Here is a 19,014-nt window from a genome sequence, read left to right as displayed (position 1 = left end):
GGAGTGACGTTTCGCGCGGCATCATCCCCACCCACGTATAATGCCGTCTTCGGAAAACGCACTGCACCCATTCTATGACTGCACCCGCTCAGATTCGCAACATTGCCATCATCGCCCACGTCGACCACGGCAAAACCACACTCGTCGATCAACTGCTGAAACAATCGGGTACTTTTGCCGACCACCGGACCATGGGGGAACGGATCCTCGATAGCAACGATCTCGAAAAGGAACGGGGGATCACGATCCTTGCCAAAAACTGTGCAATCACCTACCGTGACGCCCACATCAACATCATCGACACCCCTGGACACGCCGACTTTGGCGGCGAGGTGGAACGGGTTCTTTCGATGGTCGATGGCGTATTGCTGCTCGTCGATGCGGTGGAAGGCCCCATGCCCCAGACTCGCTTCGTCACCCAGAAAGCGCTCGCTCAGGGGTTGAAACCGATCGTCGTCATCAACAAAATCGACCGCCCTGGCGCGCGCCCCGATTGGGTGATCAACGCCACCTTTGACCTCTTTGCCGAACTGGATGCAACCGAGGAGCAGCTCGATTTCCCCGTCGTCTATGCTTCAGCGTTGAACGGCTTTGCCACACTCGATCCCGCGACCCCCTCTTCAGACATGCGCCCTCTTTTCGAGGCGATTCTCAAGCATGTTCCGCCACCGCCCGTCGACCGTAACGCCCCTCTGCAGCTGCTGATCGCTTCGATCGATCACTCGAACTACCTGGGGCAGCTCGGCATCGGCCGGATCAAGCAAGGGGTGCTCCGCCCCAACCAGGAGGTGGGGGTCTACCGCGGCGAGACGCTTCTGGGGAAGGCGAAAGTGGGACAGATTCTCGGCTTCCGTGGGCTGGAACGGGTACCGGTCGATGAAGCCGCGGCCGGCGATATCGTGATGGTGAGTGGCATCACCCCCATCGGGATCGGCGTCACCCTGTGTGACTTGGAAAATCCCCAGCCCCTCCCCCCGATTACCGTAGACGAGCCGACCTTGACCATGACCTTCATGGTCAATACCTCCCCGCTTGCTGGACGGGAGGGGAAATATGTCACCAGCCGCCAGATCCGTGATCGGCTGGAAAAGGAGTTGTTGAAAAATGTTGCGCTCCGGGTCGAATTCGGTGACGAATCGACCGAAAGTTTCGAGGTTTCAGGTCGGGGTGAGCTCCACTTGACCATTTTGCTCGAAAACATGCGGCGTGAAGGGTACGAACTCGCGGTAGGCCGCCCCCGTGTCGTCTTCAAGGAGATCGATGGGGTTCGTTGCGAACCGTATGAACGGCTGACGCTCGACATCGACGAGGCCCATCAGGGTGGGGTGATGGAGGAGCTGGGGCGCCGCCGCGCTGAGTTGATCGACATGAGTGTCGACGGCAAAGGGCGTGTCCGGTTCGAATACCGTATCCCTGCCCGAGGGTTGATTGGATTTCAGGGAGAATTTTTGACGCTTACGCGGGGGACGGGCCTTATGAGCCACATCTTCGAGGCGTACGCCCCCTATGCGGGGCCGCTCCCCGGTCGCCACAATGGTGTGCTGGTTTCGCAGGAAGATGGCGAGTGTGTCGCCTACGCGCTGTGGAAGCTCCAGGAGCGCGGTCGCATGTTTGTCAAACCGGGTGATCCCGTCTACGAAGGGATGATCATCGGTATCCACAGCCGCGAAAACGACCTGGTGGTCAATCCGGTGCGAACCAAACAGCTGACCAACATCCGCGCTTCCGGGTCCGACGAAGCCATACGCCTGACCCCACCGATCGAGCTCACCCTCGAACGGGCAGTGGAATTCATCGACGACGACGAACTGGTTGAGATTACGCCGAAGAGCATCCGGTTGCGCAAGCGCTTTCTCAAGGAACATGAGCGGCGCAAAGCTGCCCGTGACGAGGCCTAAGGGGTGATCTCCCGTTAGAGGTAACCCGCGAGAGGCGGCCAACGCCGCCTCTCTTCAGGGGAGCTGCTGGAGGACTAAAGGGCGGCTGCGCGCTCCTTGAGGTAGGCGCGAAAAGGATCGGCAACCTCGGGGTGGCGGAGCGCAAATTCGACGGTGGCTTGCAGGTAACCCGATTTCGAACCGCAGTCGTAGCGCACCCCTTGAAACGCGTAGGAGAGGACCGCCTCCTCTTGCAAAAGCGAGCTGATCGCGTCGGTCAGTTGCAATTCGCCCCCCGCACCCGGCTTGATCCTTTTCAGATGGTCGAAAATCGCCGCAGTCAAAATGTAGCGCCCCACCACCGCCTGCGTTGACGGCGCCTTATCGGGTTCCGGTTTTTCGACAATACCGCGAATGCGTCGGGTATTGCCCTGCTCGCACGGATCGGTGCTCACAATCCCGTACTGCTTCGTCTGTTCCCGCGGCACGGTCATCGTCCCAAGCACCGAACAGCGGTGGTAGGCGAAGATTTCGACCATCTGCTGCAAAACCGGCTTCCCATCTGGGTTGTCACAGAGGTCATCGGCTAGGAGCACAGCGAACGGCTCATGTCCCACCACCGGTTGCGCGCAGAGCACCGCGTGGCCCAAACCCAACGCCTCGGGTTGGCGAATGTAGATACAGGTCACCCCCTGGGGGACCGTCTTGCGGACGACCTCGAGGAGCGCCTTCTTGCCGCGATGTTCCAACTCCGATTCGAGTTCGTACGCCTTGTCGAAATGGTCTTCGATCGACCGTTTCGTTCGGCCGGTAATAAAAATCAGTTCGGTGATTCCTGCCGCAACTGCCTCTTCCACGGCATACTGGATGAGGGGTTTATCGACGATCGGCAACATCTCTTTGGGGCTTGCCTTGGTGGCGGGCAAAAAGCGTGTCCCCATTCCCGCAACAGGAAAAACCGCTTTACGGACCACAGGTCGGGTCATTTCTGCTCCTTTTGGCTACGTTCGTCAATCAATTGCCGCAAACCCGCTTCGTCGAGAAGCGGTATGCCCAGTGCTTCAGCTTTGTGCAATTTGCTTCCGGCGTCGCTCCCCACGACGACAAAACTGGTCTTTTTCGAGACGGAACTGGTCACCTTGCCGCCATGGGCCTCAATGAATTGGGTCGCCTCTTCCCGCGTGAGCGTCGGCAACGTTCCCGTCAGCACAAAGGTGAGCCCCGCAAGCGCTTGGGAAGCGGAAGAACCGAAGGAGGACCCGGCAGGATGGGGCGTTTGTCCCGCACCCACTCCCTTTGCTTCAGCTCCCTCCTCGGGCCAGGTGACCCCATGGCGACGCAACGCGGCGATCACCTCGAGGTTGTGCGGCTCAGAGAAGAACTGGCGGATCGACTGCGCGACCACCGGTCCAATCTCCGGAACAGCGAGGAGCTCTTCGTCACGCGCGTGGATGATTCTCTCGAGTGACCCAAAATGGCGCGCGAGATCTTTGGCGGTTGCTTCGCCGACGTTGCGAATGCCCAGCGCGTAGAGAAAACGGGGCAACGTCGTGCGACGGCTGCGGTCGATCGCCGCAACGAGATTCGCGGCCGACTTCGGCCCCATGCGCGGCAAAGTAGCCAGCCGCTCAATGGAGAGATTCTCCCGGTCGTAGAGATCGGCGGGTGTTCGGACCCAGCCCCGGTCGACGAGCTCGGCGATCAACTTCTCCCCCAGCCCCTCGATGTCCATCGCCCGGCGGCTCGCGAAATGCTCAAGTGCCCTTTTGCGCTGTGCTGGACAGTAGAGTCCGCCGGTGCAGTAGGCGATCGCCTTCTCGGGATCGCGCTCGACGTGGGAGCCGCAGACCGGACAGTGGGTAGGCATCGCAAAGATCGTCTCGTTTCCGGACCGCCGCTCGGGGAGCGCACGGACGATCTCGGGAATGACGTCACCTGCACGCCGAACGACCACCCAATCGCCGACGCGGATGTCCTGTTGGTGAATAAAAGTCTCGTTGTGGAGCGTCGCGTTCGCGACCGTCACCCCGCCCACTGCAACCGGCGCAAGGCGCGCCACTGGCGTGAGCGCCCCAGTCCGCCCGACCTGTACGTCGATCGCGAGCAGCTGAGTTATTGCCTCCTCCGGCGGGAATTTATGGGCGATCGCCCAGCGGGGGGCGCGCGCCACAAACCCCAGGCGTTGCTGCTCGGCAAAGTCATCCACCTTGTAGACCACGCCGTCAATATCAAACGGCAACCGCGGCCGTTCCGCGAGCATGGCTTCATAAAAGGAGAGCAGTGTCTCGACCCCCTCGCCCATTCTCCGCCAACGGCTGACGGGAAAGCCCATCTCCTCGAGCCAGGTGAGGGCTTCGGAGTGCGAGCGGGGCGATTCCCCCCCTTCGGCCCGAACCCACTGGTAGGCAAAGAAGCGCAACGGCCGCTGGGCGGTAATTCTCGGGTCGAGCTGTCGGAGGCTGCCCGAAGCGGCGTTCCTGGGATTGGCGAAGGTCTTTTCGCCGGCCGCAAGCTGCCGGGCATTCAGTTGCGCAAAATCGGCGTGGGTCATCACCACTTCACCGCGCACCTCCAACAGCTCAGGAGCCCGCTCGGGCAACCGCAACGGAATCGAGCGGATTGTCCGGGCGTTTGCGGTGACATCCTCCCCTGTGGTGCCGTCGCCGCGCGTCGCCGCTCGAACCAGTTGCCGGTCGAGGTAGAGGAGCGAGATCGCGACCCCGTCGAATTTCGGTTCGCACGCGTAGCGCACGCGCGCCACCCCCAACCCCTCACGGCAGCGGCGATCGAACGCCTCGACCTCGTCCGTGGTGAAGGCGTTCGCGAGCGACAACATCGGGACTTCGTGGATCACCTCGCGGAACTCGGGCGCAGGCGCTCCTCCTACCCGTTGGGTGGGGGAATCTGGGGTGACGAGCTCAGGGTATTGCGCTTCGAGCGATTCGAGCTCGCGAAAGAGACGGTCGTACTCGGCGTCGGGAACGAGGGGCTCGTTCTCCACGTAGTAGGCGACGTCAAGCCGCCGGATCGTTTCGCGCAACTCAGCGACGCGCGCCACCACCTCTTGCGGCACTTGCGAAGGTCTCTGCTCGGTCAAAGCACGACTCCAAAGTGCAGTCAGCGAAAGAGCCGTTGCGCGAGAGGACTACCCGGTGGCACTTCGAACTGCCGCATCCGCTCGTGGCTCTTTTCCGTCTGGGTGCGCAGCCACTTGATCGCTTCGGGGGAGAGCGGAGCGCCGTCGTCAGTGACCACCTCGGCGTCGAGCGTCTTTTTGAGTTTTTCCGCAAACGCGACCATCCGGTCGAAAATCGCCACCGTCGGGATGCGCGCCGTCTCCAGGAGCAACGTCACGCCAGGAACCTGACGGACGCGCATCTCGGCAGCGATGAACGGCTCCCCTGCTGCATCCATCAGCGCAAAAAGCGGTTGGCCACTCTCGTCGTAGAGGCGATAGATCCCGTCCTCATCAAGACGCATCCCGTAGGCCTCTGCTGCGGCACGCACTTTGGTTCCACGCAAGAGCCCTTCCCGCGGTTTGAGGTTGATCGCGATCTGGAGGTCGACCTCGTGGCAGAAGCGGTCGAGCTCCTGCGCGCGTCGCAGCACCGTCGTCCGGGGCTCCAGTTGGTCGAAAACCAGACCCAACCGGTCGGCGACCCGTTCGATCCCACCGGTAAACCGCAGGTACTCCCGCTCGCCGATTGGACCAGAGCGGTCGCAGAGTTGGAGTGCCGCCAACAGTTTATGCGCCGTACCGTCGCTCTCGATGGTGAGGAGTTGCCAGTCGTTGTCGGTGTCGTCGAAGAAGTGCCACCGCATCGGGAGGTCTCCCGCGTCGGCAAATTCAGCGATCAACGTTTCACGCAGTTGCGCAAGGGAAATAGCGTCTGGCGCGGTCAGCGTCACCATCAGATCGACACGGCGATGGAGGTGCCTGGGGTGCTCTGGCGGACGCTCCGGGCGACGCGGTTCGTTCGCCTTGCTCTCTTGCTGCTCAGCCGTACTGCGTTTGGTCGGGCCAAAGAGGTGGAAACGATCTTCCGCTTCGGATTCTGCTCGCTCGCCCTCACCGCGGAGCGCAAAACTCTCTTCGAGCCGTTTGCGGTGAAGATGGGTCTGCCACGCCGTATAGGCCCAGAAACCGACCCCTGCCAGGGCAGCAATTCCAGCCAACGCGAGCAAGAGTTGCGTATCCATTCTTTTTCGCTGTCCTCGGATTGAAGGTCAAGTGGTCAGTGAATCCAATTGTACGGCACGTTCGATATCGACGTCCACTACTTTCGACACCCCCTGCTCACGCATCGTGATACCGATGAGGCGATCAGCAGCCGCCATGGTCACTTTGTTGTGGGTGATGACCAAAAACTGGGTCTTGTCGGCCATTGCCCGAATGAGGTGCGCGTAGCGCTCGGTGTTGGCATCATCGAGCGGCGCATCGACCTCGTCGAGGAGGCAGAACGGGGCGGGGTTGAGGTCGAAAAAGGCGAAGACGAGTGCGATTGCGGTGAGCGCTTTCTCGCCACCCGAAAGAATCTGAATCGTGCCGTTCTTTTTGCCCGGCGGCTGGGCGATGATCCTCGCGCCGGCGTCCAGAATCTCCTCACCGGTCAAGAGGAGTTCGGCGTGACCGCCGCCGAAGAGTTGGGCAAAACGGGCAGCAAACGCGCGATTGACTGCGGCAAAGGTGCTCTGCAGCGCCTCGCGGGTCTCGCGGTCGATCGTTCGGATCGCCGCACGAAGCGTCTCGGCTGCAGTGGCGATATCGGCACACTGGGTGCGCAATGTCGTGAGTTCCGCGGCAACCGTTTCGAGCGCAGCAAAAGCGGCATGATTGACTGGGCCTAGGGCGTCGATCGTCTGCGTGAGCGTCGCAATCTCCCTCTCCAGTTTGCGCTCGTCGAGGTAGGGCACTTGAACAAACAGCGCATCGAGGTCGGCGGCACACTCGTTGAGGCGCTCTTGCCAACGCCGCAGGTTCGCCTCTTCTTCAACGCGCGCATCGTGCGCCTGTTGCCACGTGTTCTGCAGCGTCTCGTGCTGCTGCTCATGGGTACGAAGCGCCGTTTCGCTCTGCCGGAGTCGATCCTCACAAATCGCGACCTCTTCACGCGCGGCACGCAGCGCACGTTCCGCCTCGTCGAGAAGATGGGCGGCGTGAGCGATCTCCTCCGGTTGCGGGCCGGGTTCCGCGTCGTTTGCCGTGCGAAGAAGGGATTCGAGCCGCTGGCCGAGGCGTTCCTGCTCCTCTTGGGCGCGCGCAAGCGCTTGGGCGAGCAATGCCTCGTGACGCTCAAGCTGTTGCTGTTCATACTGGATTGCCTGGCGCTCCTGCTCGAGCTCGCGCAGCGCCCTTTGGGCCGCTTGCCACGCTTGTTCGGCTTCGCGCACCGCGATTTGGGCGCTCTCGAGCGACTCATCGACGAGCGCCAACCGTTCGCGGATCCCCTCTTCCTCCTCACCCCGCAGGGCGATCTCCTCTTCCCATCGCTCTTTTTCGGCTTGGAGCGTCGCCCACCGCTCGCGCCGCTCCTGTTGCCACTTTTCCGCCCACTTTTGCTGCGTTTGCGCTTGCGCAATGGCGCGCGCGAGCTCTTTGGCGCGGGTGAGCCACCGCTCGCGCTCCTCTTGGAGCTGCGACCATTCGGCCCTTTTCGCGCGAATGGCTTCGGCAAGCTGAGCCGCCTCGTGTTCGGCGCGACTGAGCGCCTCGTCGATCGCCACCCTTTGGGCTTGCCAGGTGTCAAGCTCCGCCTGCATCTCGATGAGCGCGACGCTCTCCCCTTTTTCGTTTGCCTCGCGCGGAACCCAGCCCCACGGTGTGATCTGGAGGCCGTCGCGGGTGATCACAGTGGCGCCGGTGGCGAGCACCCACGCGTCGATCTCGGCGCTTGCCGTATCGCACACCCAGAGGTGGGCAAGCGCCCCGGCCAGCCACTCCTTCAGTTCCGGGGTCGTTGCCTCGATCCGGGAGAGAAGCGGAACGACCCCATCTGGCGCAGAGAGGGAATCGGGAGCCGATGGGGCGGGAAGAGGCTGACGACGAACGGCGCAGCCGCTGGGGGTTGGGGCGCTCTGCCACTTCTCAGCGCCCGGAATACTCTTCATCCAGTGGGCGAGGGCCAGCGCAACCGCAACGCTGTCCTCTGCCGCCACGCGAATCTCTTGCCACAATTGCGGCAATAGGGGCTCTTGTGCGGTTGAAGGAGGTCGCGCGCTCCGGGCGAGGTTGCGTTCGAGCATCTCAATCCGCCCCGCCGCTTCGGCCCGCTGCTCCCGCCAACGGGCAAGCGCCGCGTCGGCCTCGCGCTGCGCACGTTCCAGTGTTGCGAGCGTGGCTTCAACCTCGGCGAGCGGCCGCGCGATTTCGGCGATTCGCTTGTTCACCTCCTCCTCATCGCTGCGCAGCTGCGCAGCATCGACGGCCTCCTCAGGGGGTTGGGCGAATTCCTTTTCCAGTTGTGCGATCTGCGCAACCATTTTTTGACGATCCTTTTCGGCGCGCTCGCGATGAAACCGCACCTGGGTGAGCGCTTTATCCAGGTCGTGGCGCTCCCGGACCAGTCGTTCCGCGATCTGCCGCTTCCCCTGCAACGCCCGGTCACTTGCGGCGAAACGCTCTTGCACGCGCTCCCATGTTTCGTCAAACGCCTCTTTGCGCGCAGCGAGCTCGGCCAACCGTTCGCGGCACGTTTCCCACTCCCCGGCCAACCGCACTGCTTCGCTCTGCCAACGCGCCCGCTCAGCTTGAAGCGTCGTGCGTTCATTGCTGAGCGCCTGTTCGCGCAACTGTGCCTCTTGTGCGCGGTGGCGCAGATCAACGAGGTGAGCTTGCGCTTCATAGAAACGGGCCTGGGACGCGTCGAGCGCCTCGGTAGCGGCGCGGTAGGCACGCTGTGCGTTGGCGTACGCCTCCGTCAATCGGCGGTGGGTCTCTTGCCACGCGGTGAGCGCCGCCGCCCCCTCCTCCTCGGCTGCACGTCTCAGTGTGAGTGCCTCCTCGGCGCGGCGAAAGCGAACCGCGAGAAGCAGCCGTTCGCACCGCTCTCGCTGCGCGGTGAGCTCCCGCCACCGTCGAGCGGTCTCCGCTTCGCTTTTGAGGTGCGCTTCGCTCTCGGCGAGCGCAGTGAGCCGCTCCTCGAGACGAGCCAGGTGGGCCTCGGTCTCAGCGAGGCGCGCTTCGGTCTCCTTGCGCCGCTCGCGGTAGCGGGTCACGCCGGCAGCCTCTTCAAGGAGGTGGCGCAACTCCTCTGGTTTCGCTTCGATCAGGCGGCTCACCATCCCCTGTTCGATGATCGCGTAGGCGCGGGGACCCAGCCCCGTTCCGAGGAAGAGGTCGAGGACGTCGCGGCGCCGCACCCGTTGTCCATTGAGAAAATAGCTCGAGTCACCCTGGCGCTCGACCACCCGCTTGACCGATAACGTCTCGTAGCGGGCCCATGCGCCGAGCCGCGGGTCGTTTTCCGGGTCGAAGAGGAGTTCAACACTCGCACGGGCAGAGGGTTTCCGGCCGCTGCTGCCGTTGAAGATCACCTCCGTCATCGACTGCGCCCGCATGCTCGAGGCACGGGTTTCGCCCAACACCCAGCGAACGGCGTCGATCACGTTCGATTTGCCGCAACCGTTGGGGCCGACGATCGCGACAAAGGGGGTATCGACCGCGATCACCGTGGGATCGACAAAGGTTTTGAATCCCGAAAGCTTGATTCGCAAAAGCCTCATGACCAACCCGACCATTCACCGGGCGCGCATGATAACATTGACTGTTTGCTAACGATTCACGAGCGAAAGGAGTGCAGATGGACTGGCAGCAGGTTGCCGCGACGATCGATGCCGCATTTGAAGAGCGCGCCCGTTTCTCCCCCACCAGCGCACCGCAAGATCTTCGCGATGTCGTGGATAGAGTCATCGCAGGGCTCGACCGGGGTGAGATTCGCGTTGCGGAGCGCCGGGGCGTCGGCGACTGGGTCGTCAATCAGTGGGTCAAAAAAGCGGTCCTCCTCTCTTTTCGTCTCTATGACAACTGGGTGATGGACGACGGCGTGACGCGCTACTTCGACAAGGTCGCGCCCAAGTTTGCCTCGTTCGATGAGGGAGCGTTTCGCGCTGCCGGTTGCCGGGTCGTCCCTCCGGCGACGGTTCGCCGCGGGAGTTTCATCGCGAAAAATGTCGTCCTCATGCCGAGTTTCGTCAATATCGGCGCCTATGTCGACGAAGGGACGATGGTCGACACCTGGGCAACGGTCGGTTCGTGCGCCCAGATCGGCAAAAATGTCCATCTTTCTGGGGGTGTCGGCATCGGGGGGGTGTTGGAACCGGTTCAGGCGGGCCCGGTAATCATCGAGGATAATGTCTTTGTTGGCGCCCGTTCGGAGATCGTCGAGGGGGTCGTGGTGGAAGAGAATAGCGTGATCTCGATGGGCGTCTACATCGGCCAAAGCACGCGCATCTACGACCGCGAGACGGGCGAAATCCACTACGGCCGCGTTCCCGCCGGCTCCGTGGTGGTTCCGGGGTCGCTCCCGAGCGCCGACGGCAAATACAGCCTCTACTGCGCAGTGATTGTCAAACGGGTCGACGCCCAGACCCGTGCGAAGACCGCAATCAACGATCTCCTGCGCGGGGGGTGAACAGCGAGGGGGCCTTGGCCATGGCAAAACTGACCCCCACCTTTGAAAAGCTCTTCCGCCTGATGGCGGCCAAGCGCGCTTCGGACCTCTATTTGAGCGCCGGGGCGCCGGTGATGGTCCGGATCGAAGGGGTGGCCCACCCGTTCAACGCGCAGCCGCTCACGGCGAGTCAACTCACCGAATGGCTCACCGAGTTTGTCGCCGACGAAGCGCAGTGGGAACGGTTCACCCACGAACGGGAACTCAACTTCGCCGTGCCGCTCGCGGGGATCGGCAACTTTCGCTGCAACCTCTTCTGGCAGCGCGGCACCCCTGCGGCGGTAATGCGCTACATCCCGCTCGAGATCCCGTCACTCACTTCGCTCAACCTTCCGCCGATCCTCCAAGAGCTCGCGTTGGCGCCGCGCGGCCTCGTGCTGGTGGTCGGCGCAACGGGAAGCGGTAAATCGACGACACTCGCGTCGATGATCGACTACCGCAGCAGCGAACGGAGTGGCCATATCCTCACCGTGGAAGACCCGGTTGAGTTTCTCTTTCGCCACAAAAAGTCGCTCGTCAACCAGCGGGACGTCGGAACCGACACCCGCTCGTGGAGTAGTTCCCTGCAAAACGCGATGCGGCAAGCCCCCGACTGCATCCTGATCGGCGAGATCCGCAACCGCGAGACGATGGAGGCGGCGCTCCAGTATGCCCTCACTGGCCACCTGGTGCTGGCGTCGCTCCACGCGAACACCAGTTACCATGCGCTCAACCGCATCGTCAACTTCTTCCCGATCGAGGCGCGCTCGCTGCTCTTCAGTGACCTTGCCGTGGCGCTGCGAGCGATCGTCGCGCAGCGGCTCGTCCCCAGTAAAACCGGGCGGCGTTACCCGGCGCTCGAGGTGATGATCAACACCGCGCTCATTGCCGAAGCGATCGAGAAGGGGGACCTCTTTGCTGTGCGCGAAGCGCTCGAGCGGTCGCTTGCTGCCGGCTCCCAGACCTTCGAAGAGGCGTTGGCACAACTCGTCACCCAAGGAATCGTCGCGCGCGACGTCGCAATGAACTTTGCCGATTCGCCGAGTAACCTCGCGTGGCGGTTGGACAACGCCCAAAGGTCGCCCCAGGGACGAGGCGAGCCACCCCAGAGGAGTGCAGAAGAGCAACCGGTTCTTTTGGGAACCCAGACCCCCTCCTCCGACACGGCGGTTGACTTTTCCCGTTTTCGCATCGACTGATTCCCTCAAGGAGCATCCGTGACGCCCCACTCACCGGTCGTGGAACTTGCGCAAGCGCTGATCGCCCGCCCCTCCGTTACCCCCAACGATGCGGGGTGTCTCGACCTCATCGCTGATCGACTTGCGCCCCTCGGTTTTACCTGCGAGCGAATGGACAGCCACGGCGTCGCGAACCTCTGGGCGCGGCGGGGGAGTACCTCCCCGTGCCTCCTCTTTGCCGGCCACACCGACGTGGTGCCACCGGGCGACGCTGCGGCGTGGCGTTTTCCGCCGTTTGAGCCGACGCTTGTGACCGACGAAACGGGCACCAAGTGGCTCTATGGTCGTGGTGCTGCCGATATGAAGGGGTCGCTGGCTGCGATGGTGGTCGCGGTCGAGCGGTTGCTTGCCCGCGTGCCCGATCTTCCCGGTTCGATCGCGTTTCTCCTCACCTCAGATGAAGAGGGTGCTGCCGAATACGGCACCCGCTTCGTCGTCGAGGAGCTCCGTCGTCGGGGGGAAGAGATCGACTACACCATCGTCGGCGAACCGACGAGCAGCGAACGGTTGGGCGATACGATCAAAAACGGCCGCCGCGGGTCGCTCACCGGCGCCCTGCGGGTGCTCGGCAAGCAGGGTCACGTCGCCTACCCCCACCTCGCCGACAACCCGGTCCACCGGGCGTTACCGGCGCTCGCCGAGCTCGTCGCGACGGTTTGGGATCGCGGCAACGACGATTTTCCGCCAACCACCTTCCAGATTGCCAACCTCCACGCAGGCACTGGGGCGACCAACGTCATTCCGGGCGAGTGCTTCGTCCAATTCAACTTCCGTTTCAACACCGAGCAGACCCCTGAGCGTCTCATCGCGCAAACCGAAGCGATCCTCAACCGCCACCGCCTCACCTACGCGATCGACTGGTCGCTCTCAGGCCTCCCTTTCCTCACCCCCCGCGGCACTCTGGTGACGGCGCTTCAGCAAGCCATTGCTGAAGTCACCGGCGTCACAGCCACCTGCTCCACCACCGGCGGAACCTCCGACGGGCGCTTCATCGCGCAGATCTGCCCGCAGGTGGTCGAATTTGGCCCGTGCAATGCGACGATTCACCAGGTGGATGAGCGCGTCGCGGTTGCCGACCTCGACCGCTTGGCGGTCATCTATGAAAAGACCCTCGAGCATCTCCTCGCTACTCCCGAGGCTTCGCAATGACCGAACCCCTCTTTACCCTGGAACTTGGCCCGGAGTGGGCCGAAGGGATCGAACACCTGAAGACGGTGCGCGACTGGATCCGCTTTGCGGTAACCGCGATGGAAGAGGCCGACTGCGCCTACGGCCAAGGGTGTGCCGAGCCCCTCTGTGAAGCACGTTGGCTGGTCGGGCGCGCACTGCAGCTGCCACTCGACGCGCTCGACGCATTTCTCGACGCGCGGCTGTTACGGGAAGAGCGGGAGCGCCTCGCCCAACTCCTTGCTGCCCGCACCGAAGAGAAGGTCCCCACTGCCTATCTCCTCAATGAAGCGTGGTTGCAAGGACGCGCCTTTTACGTCGATGAACGGGTGATCATTCCGCGGTCGTTTCTTGCCGAACTCTTGCGGCCTGAAGCAATCGCCGAATGGCTCGTCGATGCGCATCAAACCCCGATTGGGGTAGAAAAGGTCTCACGAGTGCTCGAACTCTGCACCGGGAACGGCTCTTTAGCGATTCTCGCCGCGCAAGCCTTTCCCAACGCCGCGATCGTTGCAACCGACCTTTCGCCAGAGGCGCTCGAAGTCGCCGCGATCAACGTCGAGAGTTACGGCCTCTCGGATCGGATCACGCTTCGCCAGGGAGACCTCTACGCAGCGCTCACCGAGGAGGATAGGCGCACGCCGTTTGATCTGATCCTTGCCAACCCCCCGTACGTCACCGCTGCAGCGCTCGAGCAGCTCCCCGATGAGTTTCGCCACGAGCCGCGCCTCGCGCTCGCTGCAGGTGACGACGGGATGGAGCTTGTCCGGCGCATTGTCGAAGAGGCACCGAGGTACCTTCGTGCGGGGGGAAAACTCCTGGTCGAAATCGGTCACAACCGGCGGGAAGCGGAAGCGGCGCTGGCTAAGCTCGACCTCCCCCCGCCGCAGTGGCTCGCCACCGCAACCCACCCGTCGCCGGTTTTTCTCCTTACCGCGCCGTGGTAGCGGCTCCGTTAGCGCGACAGGGCAAAACTCTCCCCACAACCGCACGATTCGCTGACGTTGGGATTGTGGTAGGTGAGCCGCCGCGACAACCCCTCGCCCTGATAGTCGATGGTAAGCCCCTTGATCGTCGGTAAACTCGCCGCGTCGACCACCACGACCCACGGCTCCCCTGGAACCGCGAAGGCGTAGTCGCTGGCGGTGATCGACTCCGCGAGCTTGACGTCGTACATCCAGCCCGAGCAGCCGGCCTTTTTGATACCAACCCGCAGTCCTAAGGCGTTGGCCTTCGCGACCATTTTGCGAATGTGGGCGGCAGCCGGCTCTGTGACCCGAATGCGCTCGTTCTCTGGAAGCGCTTCGCCGCGCGTGAGCGCCGCTGCCCGCTCGGCCGGTTGATCGATTGCAGATTCGGTGGTTGCTTCCATCGTCAAACTCCTGGTTAATCCCACCGCGCGTCGCGCACTTCGACAACGCCATTCTCGACGCGCACTGGAAAGGTTGCGATTGCCTCGACCGCTGGCGGCGACAACGCTGCGCCGCTCTTGAGGCAAAAACGGGCGCCGTGTCGCGGACAGGTGATCGCGCCGTCGGCGATCGTACCCCCCGCAAGGGGCACCTCGGCGTGGGAACAACGGTTCTCGACCGCGTAAAACCCGACGTCGCTGCGCACAACGATCACCTCCGTGTCATCCAGCGGCACAACCCGGTAGCTTCCTACGGGAAACTCATCCACTTTCGCAACAACCATCCACTCCTCAGCCATCTTTGCCTCTCTCTGTTGGTGCAAAACGCTCTTCCTCAATAGGTTCCCGTCGCCAAACGGGCTGCTTCGCTCATGCGGCTGCGGTCCCAAGGCGGATCGAAAACGAGCTCCACGTCACACGACTCGACCGTCGGCACCTCGAGCACCCGTCGCCGCACCTCCTCGGTGAGCACCGGTCCCATCCCACACGCGGGGGCGGTGAGGGTCATCCGGATGTGCACGTGGCGGCTGCCGTTCGTCTGCGGAATGACCTGGCAATCGTAGATCAACCCCAAATCGACGATGTTGATCGGAATTTCAGGGTCATAGCAGGTCTTGAGCTGCTCCCAGACGAGCGCCTCGACCGCTTGATCATCCGCTCCTTCGGGGAGTTGCGGTTTGGGGCGCGGGGTCTTGCCGAGCGCGTCGGCGTCCGCCCCATCGATGCGAAAGAGGCGCCAGCCGAGCTGAACGGTGTAGGAACCTCCCAACGCCTGGACGATTTCGACCACCGTCCCTTCCGGGAGAATTGCCGGTTCGCCAGTAGGAACGGCGATCACCGGACAGTCGCGTTTGAGTGCAACGGTTTCACTGCGGCTTCCCCACATCATCATGACTCCGTCGAGACCGCGGCAGGGGATTCTTGTGAGAGTGCCGCTTCGAGCGTGCGCCACGGAAGCATTGCACACTTGACCCGGCTGGGGTAGTCACGCACCCCGGCCAACACACCGAGCTTACCGAGGGCCATCGGGTCGGAGACGTTCCCCTCGGCAGTGAGGAGGCCGACCATCCGGGTGATGAGCGCTTCCGCTTCCGCAACGCTCTTCCCTTTGAGCGCTTCGGTCAGTAGCGACGCCGACGCAGTGGAGATCGCACACCCTTCGCCGACGAAACTGACGTCGGCGATCCGCTCCCCCTCCAGTTTGACGTAGAGGTGGAGGTGGTCACCACAGAGCGGGTTGTGCCCCTCGACCACCCGCGTCGCGTCGGCCATTGCGTGGAAATTGCGCGGGTGGCGCTTGTGGTCGAGGATCAGCTCTTGGTAGAGGTCGCGCAGTTGGCTGTCCATAGAGCCTCCCATTCAGAGCAACAGATCGCGGGCGTGGCGGAGCGCGTCGACCAGCTGGTCGATTTCTTCTACGGTATTGTAGAAGGCAAACGACGCGCGAGCAGTCGCGGGCACGCCGAAGAAGGTCATCACCGGCATCGCGCAGTGGTGGCCCACCCGGATCGCGACGCCGTAGCGGTCGACGATCGTCCCGAGGTCGTGGGGATGAACGCCCGCGATCGTAAAGGAGACGACCGCCGCCTTCTCCCGCGCCGTCCCGACGAGGGTGAGCCCCGGGACGCTCTGCAACCGCTCGGTGGCGTAGGCAAGAAGCTGTTCTTCGTACCGCATTGCCGCCTGCCGGTCGAGCCCCTCGAGATACTCGATCGCCGCTTTGAGGCCGATCGCGCCGGCGATATCGGGCGTCCCCGCTTCGAACCGCTGCGGGGCAGGGGCGAAGGTGCTCTGTTCAAACGAAACGGTACGGATCATGTCCCCGCCCCCTTGGTAGGGGGGCATCATTTCGAGGTGCGCCTTTTTCCCGTAGAGGACGCCAATCCCCGTTGGGCCAAAGAGTTTGTGCCCCGAAAAGCAGTAGAAATCGACGTCGAGCGCCTGGACATCGACCGGCATATGGGGAACCGCCTGCGCGCCGTCGACCAACACCGGCACACCCCGCGCGTGGGCGATCGCCACCACCTCGGCAACTGGATTGATCGTGCCGAGCGCGTTCGAGACGTGGGTCACCGCGACGAGACGGGTTCGCGGGGTGATCAGCTCGGGGAGCGCCTCGAGGATCAGCGTCCCCGTCGAGTCCATCGGGATCACCTTGAGGGTGATGCCGGTGCGCTCGCGCAGGAGCTGCCACGGGACGATATTGGCGTGGTGCTCCATCGCCGAAAGGATCACCTCATCCCCCGCTTGAAAGCGACTCCCGAAGCTCGCTGCCACCAGGTTGATCGCTTCCGTCGTGCCGCGGACGAAGACGATTTCGCTCACTGACGCGGCGTTGAGGAAGCGCCGCACCGCTTCGCGCGCCGCTTCGTACTGCAGCGTCGAGCGCTCCGCAAGCGTATGGACGCCGCGGTGGATGTTGGCGTTGTCGGCGGTGTAGTAGTGGACCAGCGCGTCGATCACCGCTTGCGGTTTTTGCGTCGTCGCCGCGTTGTCGAGGTAGGCGAGCGGATGGCCGTGGACCTCCTGATGGAGGATCGGGAAATCGGCGCGCACCGCGGCGACGTTCCAAAGCTGCGGGGAATGGGGGGCGTTCATAGCTGCTCCTCCAGGATCTCCCGCTCGGGGAGTCTTCCGACCAACCGCTCGGTGAGATAGGCTTTGAGGGGCGGAAGGGTGATCGACTCAACCACCGCTTCGGCGAAGGCGAAGATCAGCAACGCGTCGGCCTCCTCGGGCGACAAGCCACGGCTCAAGAGGTAAAAGCGGGCGTCGCGATCGAGCTGTCCGACAGTCGCCCCGTGGCTACACCGCACGTCGTCGGTATAGATCTCCAGCTCCGGTTTCGCGTCGATCTCGGCACCTGGGTGCAGGAGCAAGCTCTTGCACGACTGCTGCGCGTCGCTCTTCGCTGCGCCAGGAGCGACGACGACCTTCCCTTTGAAAACTCCACGGCCGCGTTCGAGGCCAATCAGCCGGTAGCGTTCGCGGCTCGTCGTCGCTGGCGCGTCGTGAAAGAGGCGGGTGTGGGTGTCGATATGCTGCCGGGCGCCGACGAGATAGAGCCCTTCGAGCTCAGCGCTCGCCTGCGGTGCAGCGAGGTGAATGTCGAAGTCGTGGCGCGCCAGCCGCCCGCCGAGCTGGATGTTGAACGAGCGGTAGCGCCCCCCCTCGGCAACCGCGACGGCGTGGGTCGCGACCTGGTGCGCCCCCGTTGGGAGCTCCTGGACGACGTAGTGGGTAAGCGACGCCTGTGGCCCGACAGTGATTTCTGAGACCGAATTGGTGAAGTGGGCGCTCGCTTCCTCCCCCTGGTGGTGTTCGATCAGGGTCGCATCGGCTCCACGCTCGACAACGACAAGCAGCCGCGGGTGGCACGCAATCGGGGCGTTCTCTTCGCGCTCAGGCGCCGAGAGGGTCCAGACGATCTCGAGCGGCAGCGCCACCGAATCGGTCACGTGGAGACAGAGCCCGCCGGTCACCAGCGCCGTATTGAGGTCGACCAAGGGGGAGTGGTGCGAGTGCGCAAGGGTGGCAAAGCGCGCTTGCCATGTGGGGTCGGCAAGCGCCTCTTCTAGGGGAAGCGCGGTGACGCCGCGCGGAAGGGCGCTCGGGCGTGCGACCAAGCGACCGTCGACGAAAGTCCACCGCAGGGTCTCTCCGAAGAGGGCGCCTGTTGAGCCGAGAGACGGGATCGCTGGCGTGGCTGGAGGGGGAAGAAACGCGCGGTTGGCTATCCCCTGAAGCGAGGTGTAGCGCCACTCCTCGTCGCGACGCGCCGGGAAACCCCGGGCGAGGAAACGGTTGCGCGCAGCGAGTTGCCGTTCGTGAACCGCCGCAGGAAGTGTCGGCGCATAGTGCTCGAGCTGCTGCGCGAGGGAAGCGGGTGGATGAACCGGCGCATTCATGCCGCAACCTCGTCAATCAGCCATTGGTACCCTTTGGCTTCGAGCTCGTGCGCCAGTGTCTTGTCGCCCGACCGGATGATCCGTCCTTGATAGAGGACATGGATCACGTCGGGTTCGACGTAGTCGAGCAACCGCTGGTAGTGGGTGACCATCACGATCGCGCGGTTGGGGTCGCGCAGGCGGTTGATCCCGTCGGCGACGATCTTCAGCGCGTCGATATCGAGTCCCGAGTCGATCTCATCGAGCAACACCAGTTTGGGTTCGAGGACCAGCATCTGGAGGATCTCGTTGCGTTTCTTCTCACCGCCCGAGAAACCGGAATTGACCGAGCGGTGGAGAAACGCCTCGTCCATCTTCATCAACCGCATCTTTTCGCGCACGAGCGACATAAATTCGAACGCGTCGGCCTCGGGTTCGCCGCGATGTTTGCGCATCGCGTTGTAGGCTGCTTTGAGCAGATAGACATTCTTCACCCCCGGGATCTCGACGGGGTATTGGAAACTCAAGAGAAGCCCTTCGCGCGCCCGGATCTCAGGAGGGAGCGCAAGGAGATCTTTGCCGAGATAGGTGACGCGCCCAGAGGTCACCTCGTACCCTTCGCGACCCGCAAGCACTTGACAGAGCGTGCTCTTTCCCGAGCCGTTCGGCCCCATGATCGCATGGACTTCGCCCGGTCGCACCGTCAAATCGAGCCCGTTCAAAATCTGTTTGCCGTCGACCGCTGCGGTCAATCCTTCGACTTCCAACATGAAACATCGCTCCCAA

At 63.2% G+C, this 19,014-nt stretch carries 16 protein-coding genes; 5 read left to right on the top strand and 11 right to left on the bottom strand.

What is annotated here, in order from left to right; all coding sequences use genetic code 11:
- Positions 1 to 74: 74 nt before the first annotated feature.
- Positions 75 to 1,898, top strand: coding sequence for a translational GTPase TypA (gene typA, locus ACYQ6T_RS07020; protein ID WP_459829259.1), 1,824 nt, complete (start codon positions 75 to 77; stop codon positions 1,896 to 1,898).
- 74 nt (positions 1,899 to 1,972) lie between these two features.
- Here typA and galU read toward each other — a convergent pair whose 3' ends face one another.
- Genes galU through smc form a run of 4 tightly spaced genes read right to left on the bottom strand, consistent with a single transcriptional unit; the run spans position 1,973 to position 9,599 of the window.
- Positions 1,973 to 2,863, bottom strand: a complete 891-nt coding sequence (gene galU, locus ACYQ6T_RS07015; protein WP_459829257.1) for a UTP--glucose-1-phosphate uridylyltransferase GalU — start codon at positions 2,861 to 2,863, stop codon at positions 1,973 to 1,975.
- On the bottom strand, positions 2,860 to 4,974 hold the full coding sequence (gene ligA / locus ACYQ6T_RS07010; RefSeq protein WP_459829255.1) for an NAD-dependent DNA ligase LigA: 2,115 nt from the start codon (positions 4,972 to 4,974) through the stop codon (positions 2,860 to 2,862). The genes galU and ligA overlap by 4 nt, the downstream gene beginning before the upstream one ends.
- A 20-nt stretch (positions 4,975 to 4,994) precedes the next feature.
- Positions 4,995 to 6,077 (bottom strand): cell division protein ZipA C-terminal FtsZ-binding domain-containing protein, encoded by a 1,083-nt coding sequence (locus ACYQ6T_RS07005; protein ID WP_459829252.1) that lies wholly within the window; start codon positions 6,075 to 6,077, stop codon positions 4,995 to 4,997.
- Between the two features lie 27 nt (positions 6,078 to 6,104).
- Positions 6,105 to 9,599, bottom strand: coding sequence for a chromosome segregation protein SMC (gene smc / locus ACYQ6T_RS07000; protein WP_459829249.1), 3,495 nt, complete (start codon positions 9,597 to 9,599; stop codon positions 6,105 to 6,107).
- Positions 9,600 to 9,676: 77 nt separating this feature from the next.
- Between smc and dapD the strand changes: the two genes are divergently transcribed.
- The 4 genes from dapD to prmB are packed head-to-tail and all read left to right on the top strand — an operon-like array spanning position 9,677 to position 13,877.
- Positions 9,677 to 10,507, top strand: a complete 831-nt coding sequence (gene dapD / locus ACYQ6T_RS06995) for a 2,3,4,5-tetrahydropyridine-2,6-dicarboxylate N-succinyltransferase (RefSeq protein WP_459829246.1) — start codon at positions 9,677 to 9,679, stop codon at positions 10,505 to 10,507.
- Positions 10,508 to 10,527: 20 nt separating this feature from the next.
- A complete protein-coding gene (locus ACYQ6T_RS06990; RefSeq protein ID WP_459829243.1) occupies positions 10,528 to 11,724 on the top strand; it encodes a PilT/PilU family type 4a pilus ATPase in 1,197 nt (398 codons plus the stop codon).
- A gap of 18 nt (positions 11,725 to 11,742) precedes the next feature.
- The gene (dapE, locus tag ACYQ6T_RS06985) at positions 11,743 to 12,912 is read left to right on the top strand and encodes a succinyl-diaminopimelate desuccinylase (protein WP_459829240.1); all 1,170 of its coding nucleotides are present in this window, start codon (positions 11,743 to 11,745) and stop codon (positions 12,910 to 12,912) included.
- A complete protein-coding gene (prmB, locus tag ACYQ6T_RS06980; RefSeq protein WP_459829237.1) occupies positions 12,909 to 13,877 on the top strand; it encodes a 50S ribosomal protein L3 N(5)-glutamine methyltransferase in 969 nt (322 codons plus the stop codon). Before dapE ends, prmB begins: the two co-directional genes overlap by 4 nt.
- 8 nt (positions 13,878 to 13,885) lie before the next feature.
- Here the strand turns inward: prmB and ACYQ6T_RS06975 are convergent, their stop codons facing one another.
- From ACYQ6T_RS06975 to sufC, 7 genes are read right to left on the bottom strand one after another with little or no spacing between them, the layout of a single operon-like run.
- The gene (locus ACYQ6T_RS06975; RefSeq protein WP_459829235.1) at positions 13,886 to 14,302 is read right to left on the bottom strand and encodes a HesB/IscA family protein; all 417 of its coding nucleotides are present in this window, start codon (positions 14,300 to 14,302) and stop codon (positions 13,886 to 13,888) included.
- 14 nt (positions 14,303 to 14,316) lie between these two features.
- Positions 14,317 to 14,640, bottom strand: a complete 324-nt coding sequence (locus ACYQ6T_RS06970; RefSeq protein ID WP_459829233.1) for a Rieske (2Fe-2S) protein — start codon at positions 14,638 to 14,640, stop codon at positions 14,317 to 14,319.
- Positions 14,641 to 14,675: 35 nt separating this feature from the next.
- Positions 14,676 to 15,227, bottom strand: coding sequence for a putative Fe-S cluster assembly protein SufT (sufT, locus tag ACYQ6T_RS06965; RefSeq protein ID WP_459829261.1), 552 nt, complete (start codon positions 15,225 to 15,227; stop codon positions 14,676 to 14,678).
- Between the two features lie 2 nt (positions 15,228 to 15,229).
- Positions 15,230 to 15,688, bottom strand: coding sequence for a Fe-S cluster assembly sulfur transfer protein SufU (gene sufU / locus ACYQ6T_RS06960; protein WP_459829230.1), 459 nt, complete (start codon positions 15,686 to 15,688; stop codon positions 15,230 to 15,232).
- 12 nt (positions 15,689 to 15,700) lie between these two features.
- A complete protein-coding gene (locus ACYQ6T_RS06955; RefSeq protein ID WP_459829227.1) occupies positions 15,701 to 16,939 on the bottom strand; it encodes a SufS family cysteine desulfurase in 1,239 nt (412 codons plus the stop codon).
- The gene (sufD, locus tag ACYQ6T_RS06950; protein WP_459829224.1) at positions 16,936 to 18,249 is read right to left on the bottom strand and encodes a Fe-S cluster assembly protein SufD; all 1,314 of its coding nucleotides are present in this window, start codon (positions 18,247 to 18,249) and stop codon (positions 16,936 to 16,938) included. The genes ACYQ6T_RS06955 and sufD overlap by 4 nt, the downstream gene beginning before the upstream one ends.
- The gene (gene sufC, locus ACYQ6T_RS06945) at positions 18,246 to 18,998 is read right to left on the bottom strand and encodes a Fe-S cluster assembly ATPase SufC (RefSeq protein ID WP_459829222.1); all 753 of its coding nucleotides are present in this window, start codon (positions 18,996 to 18,998) and stop codon (positions 18,246 to 18,248) included. The genes sufD and sufC overlap by 4 nt, the downstream gene beginning before the upstream one ends.
- Positions 18,999 to 19,014: the final 16 nt, after the last annotated feature.

The sequence above is a fragment of the Hydrogenophilus islandicus genome, from assembly GCF_054657095.1.
Note: the sequence above shows the minus strand (reverse complement) of the source record. Positions and strands in the feature narration are given on the sequence as shown.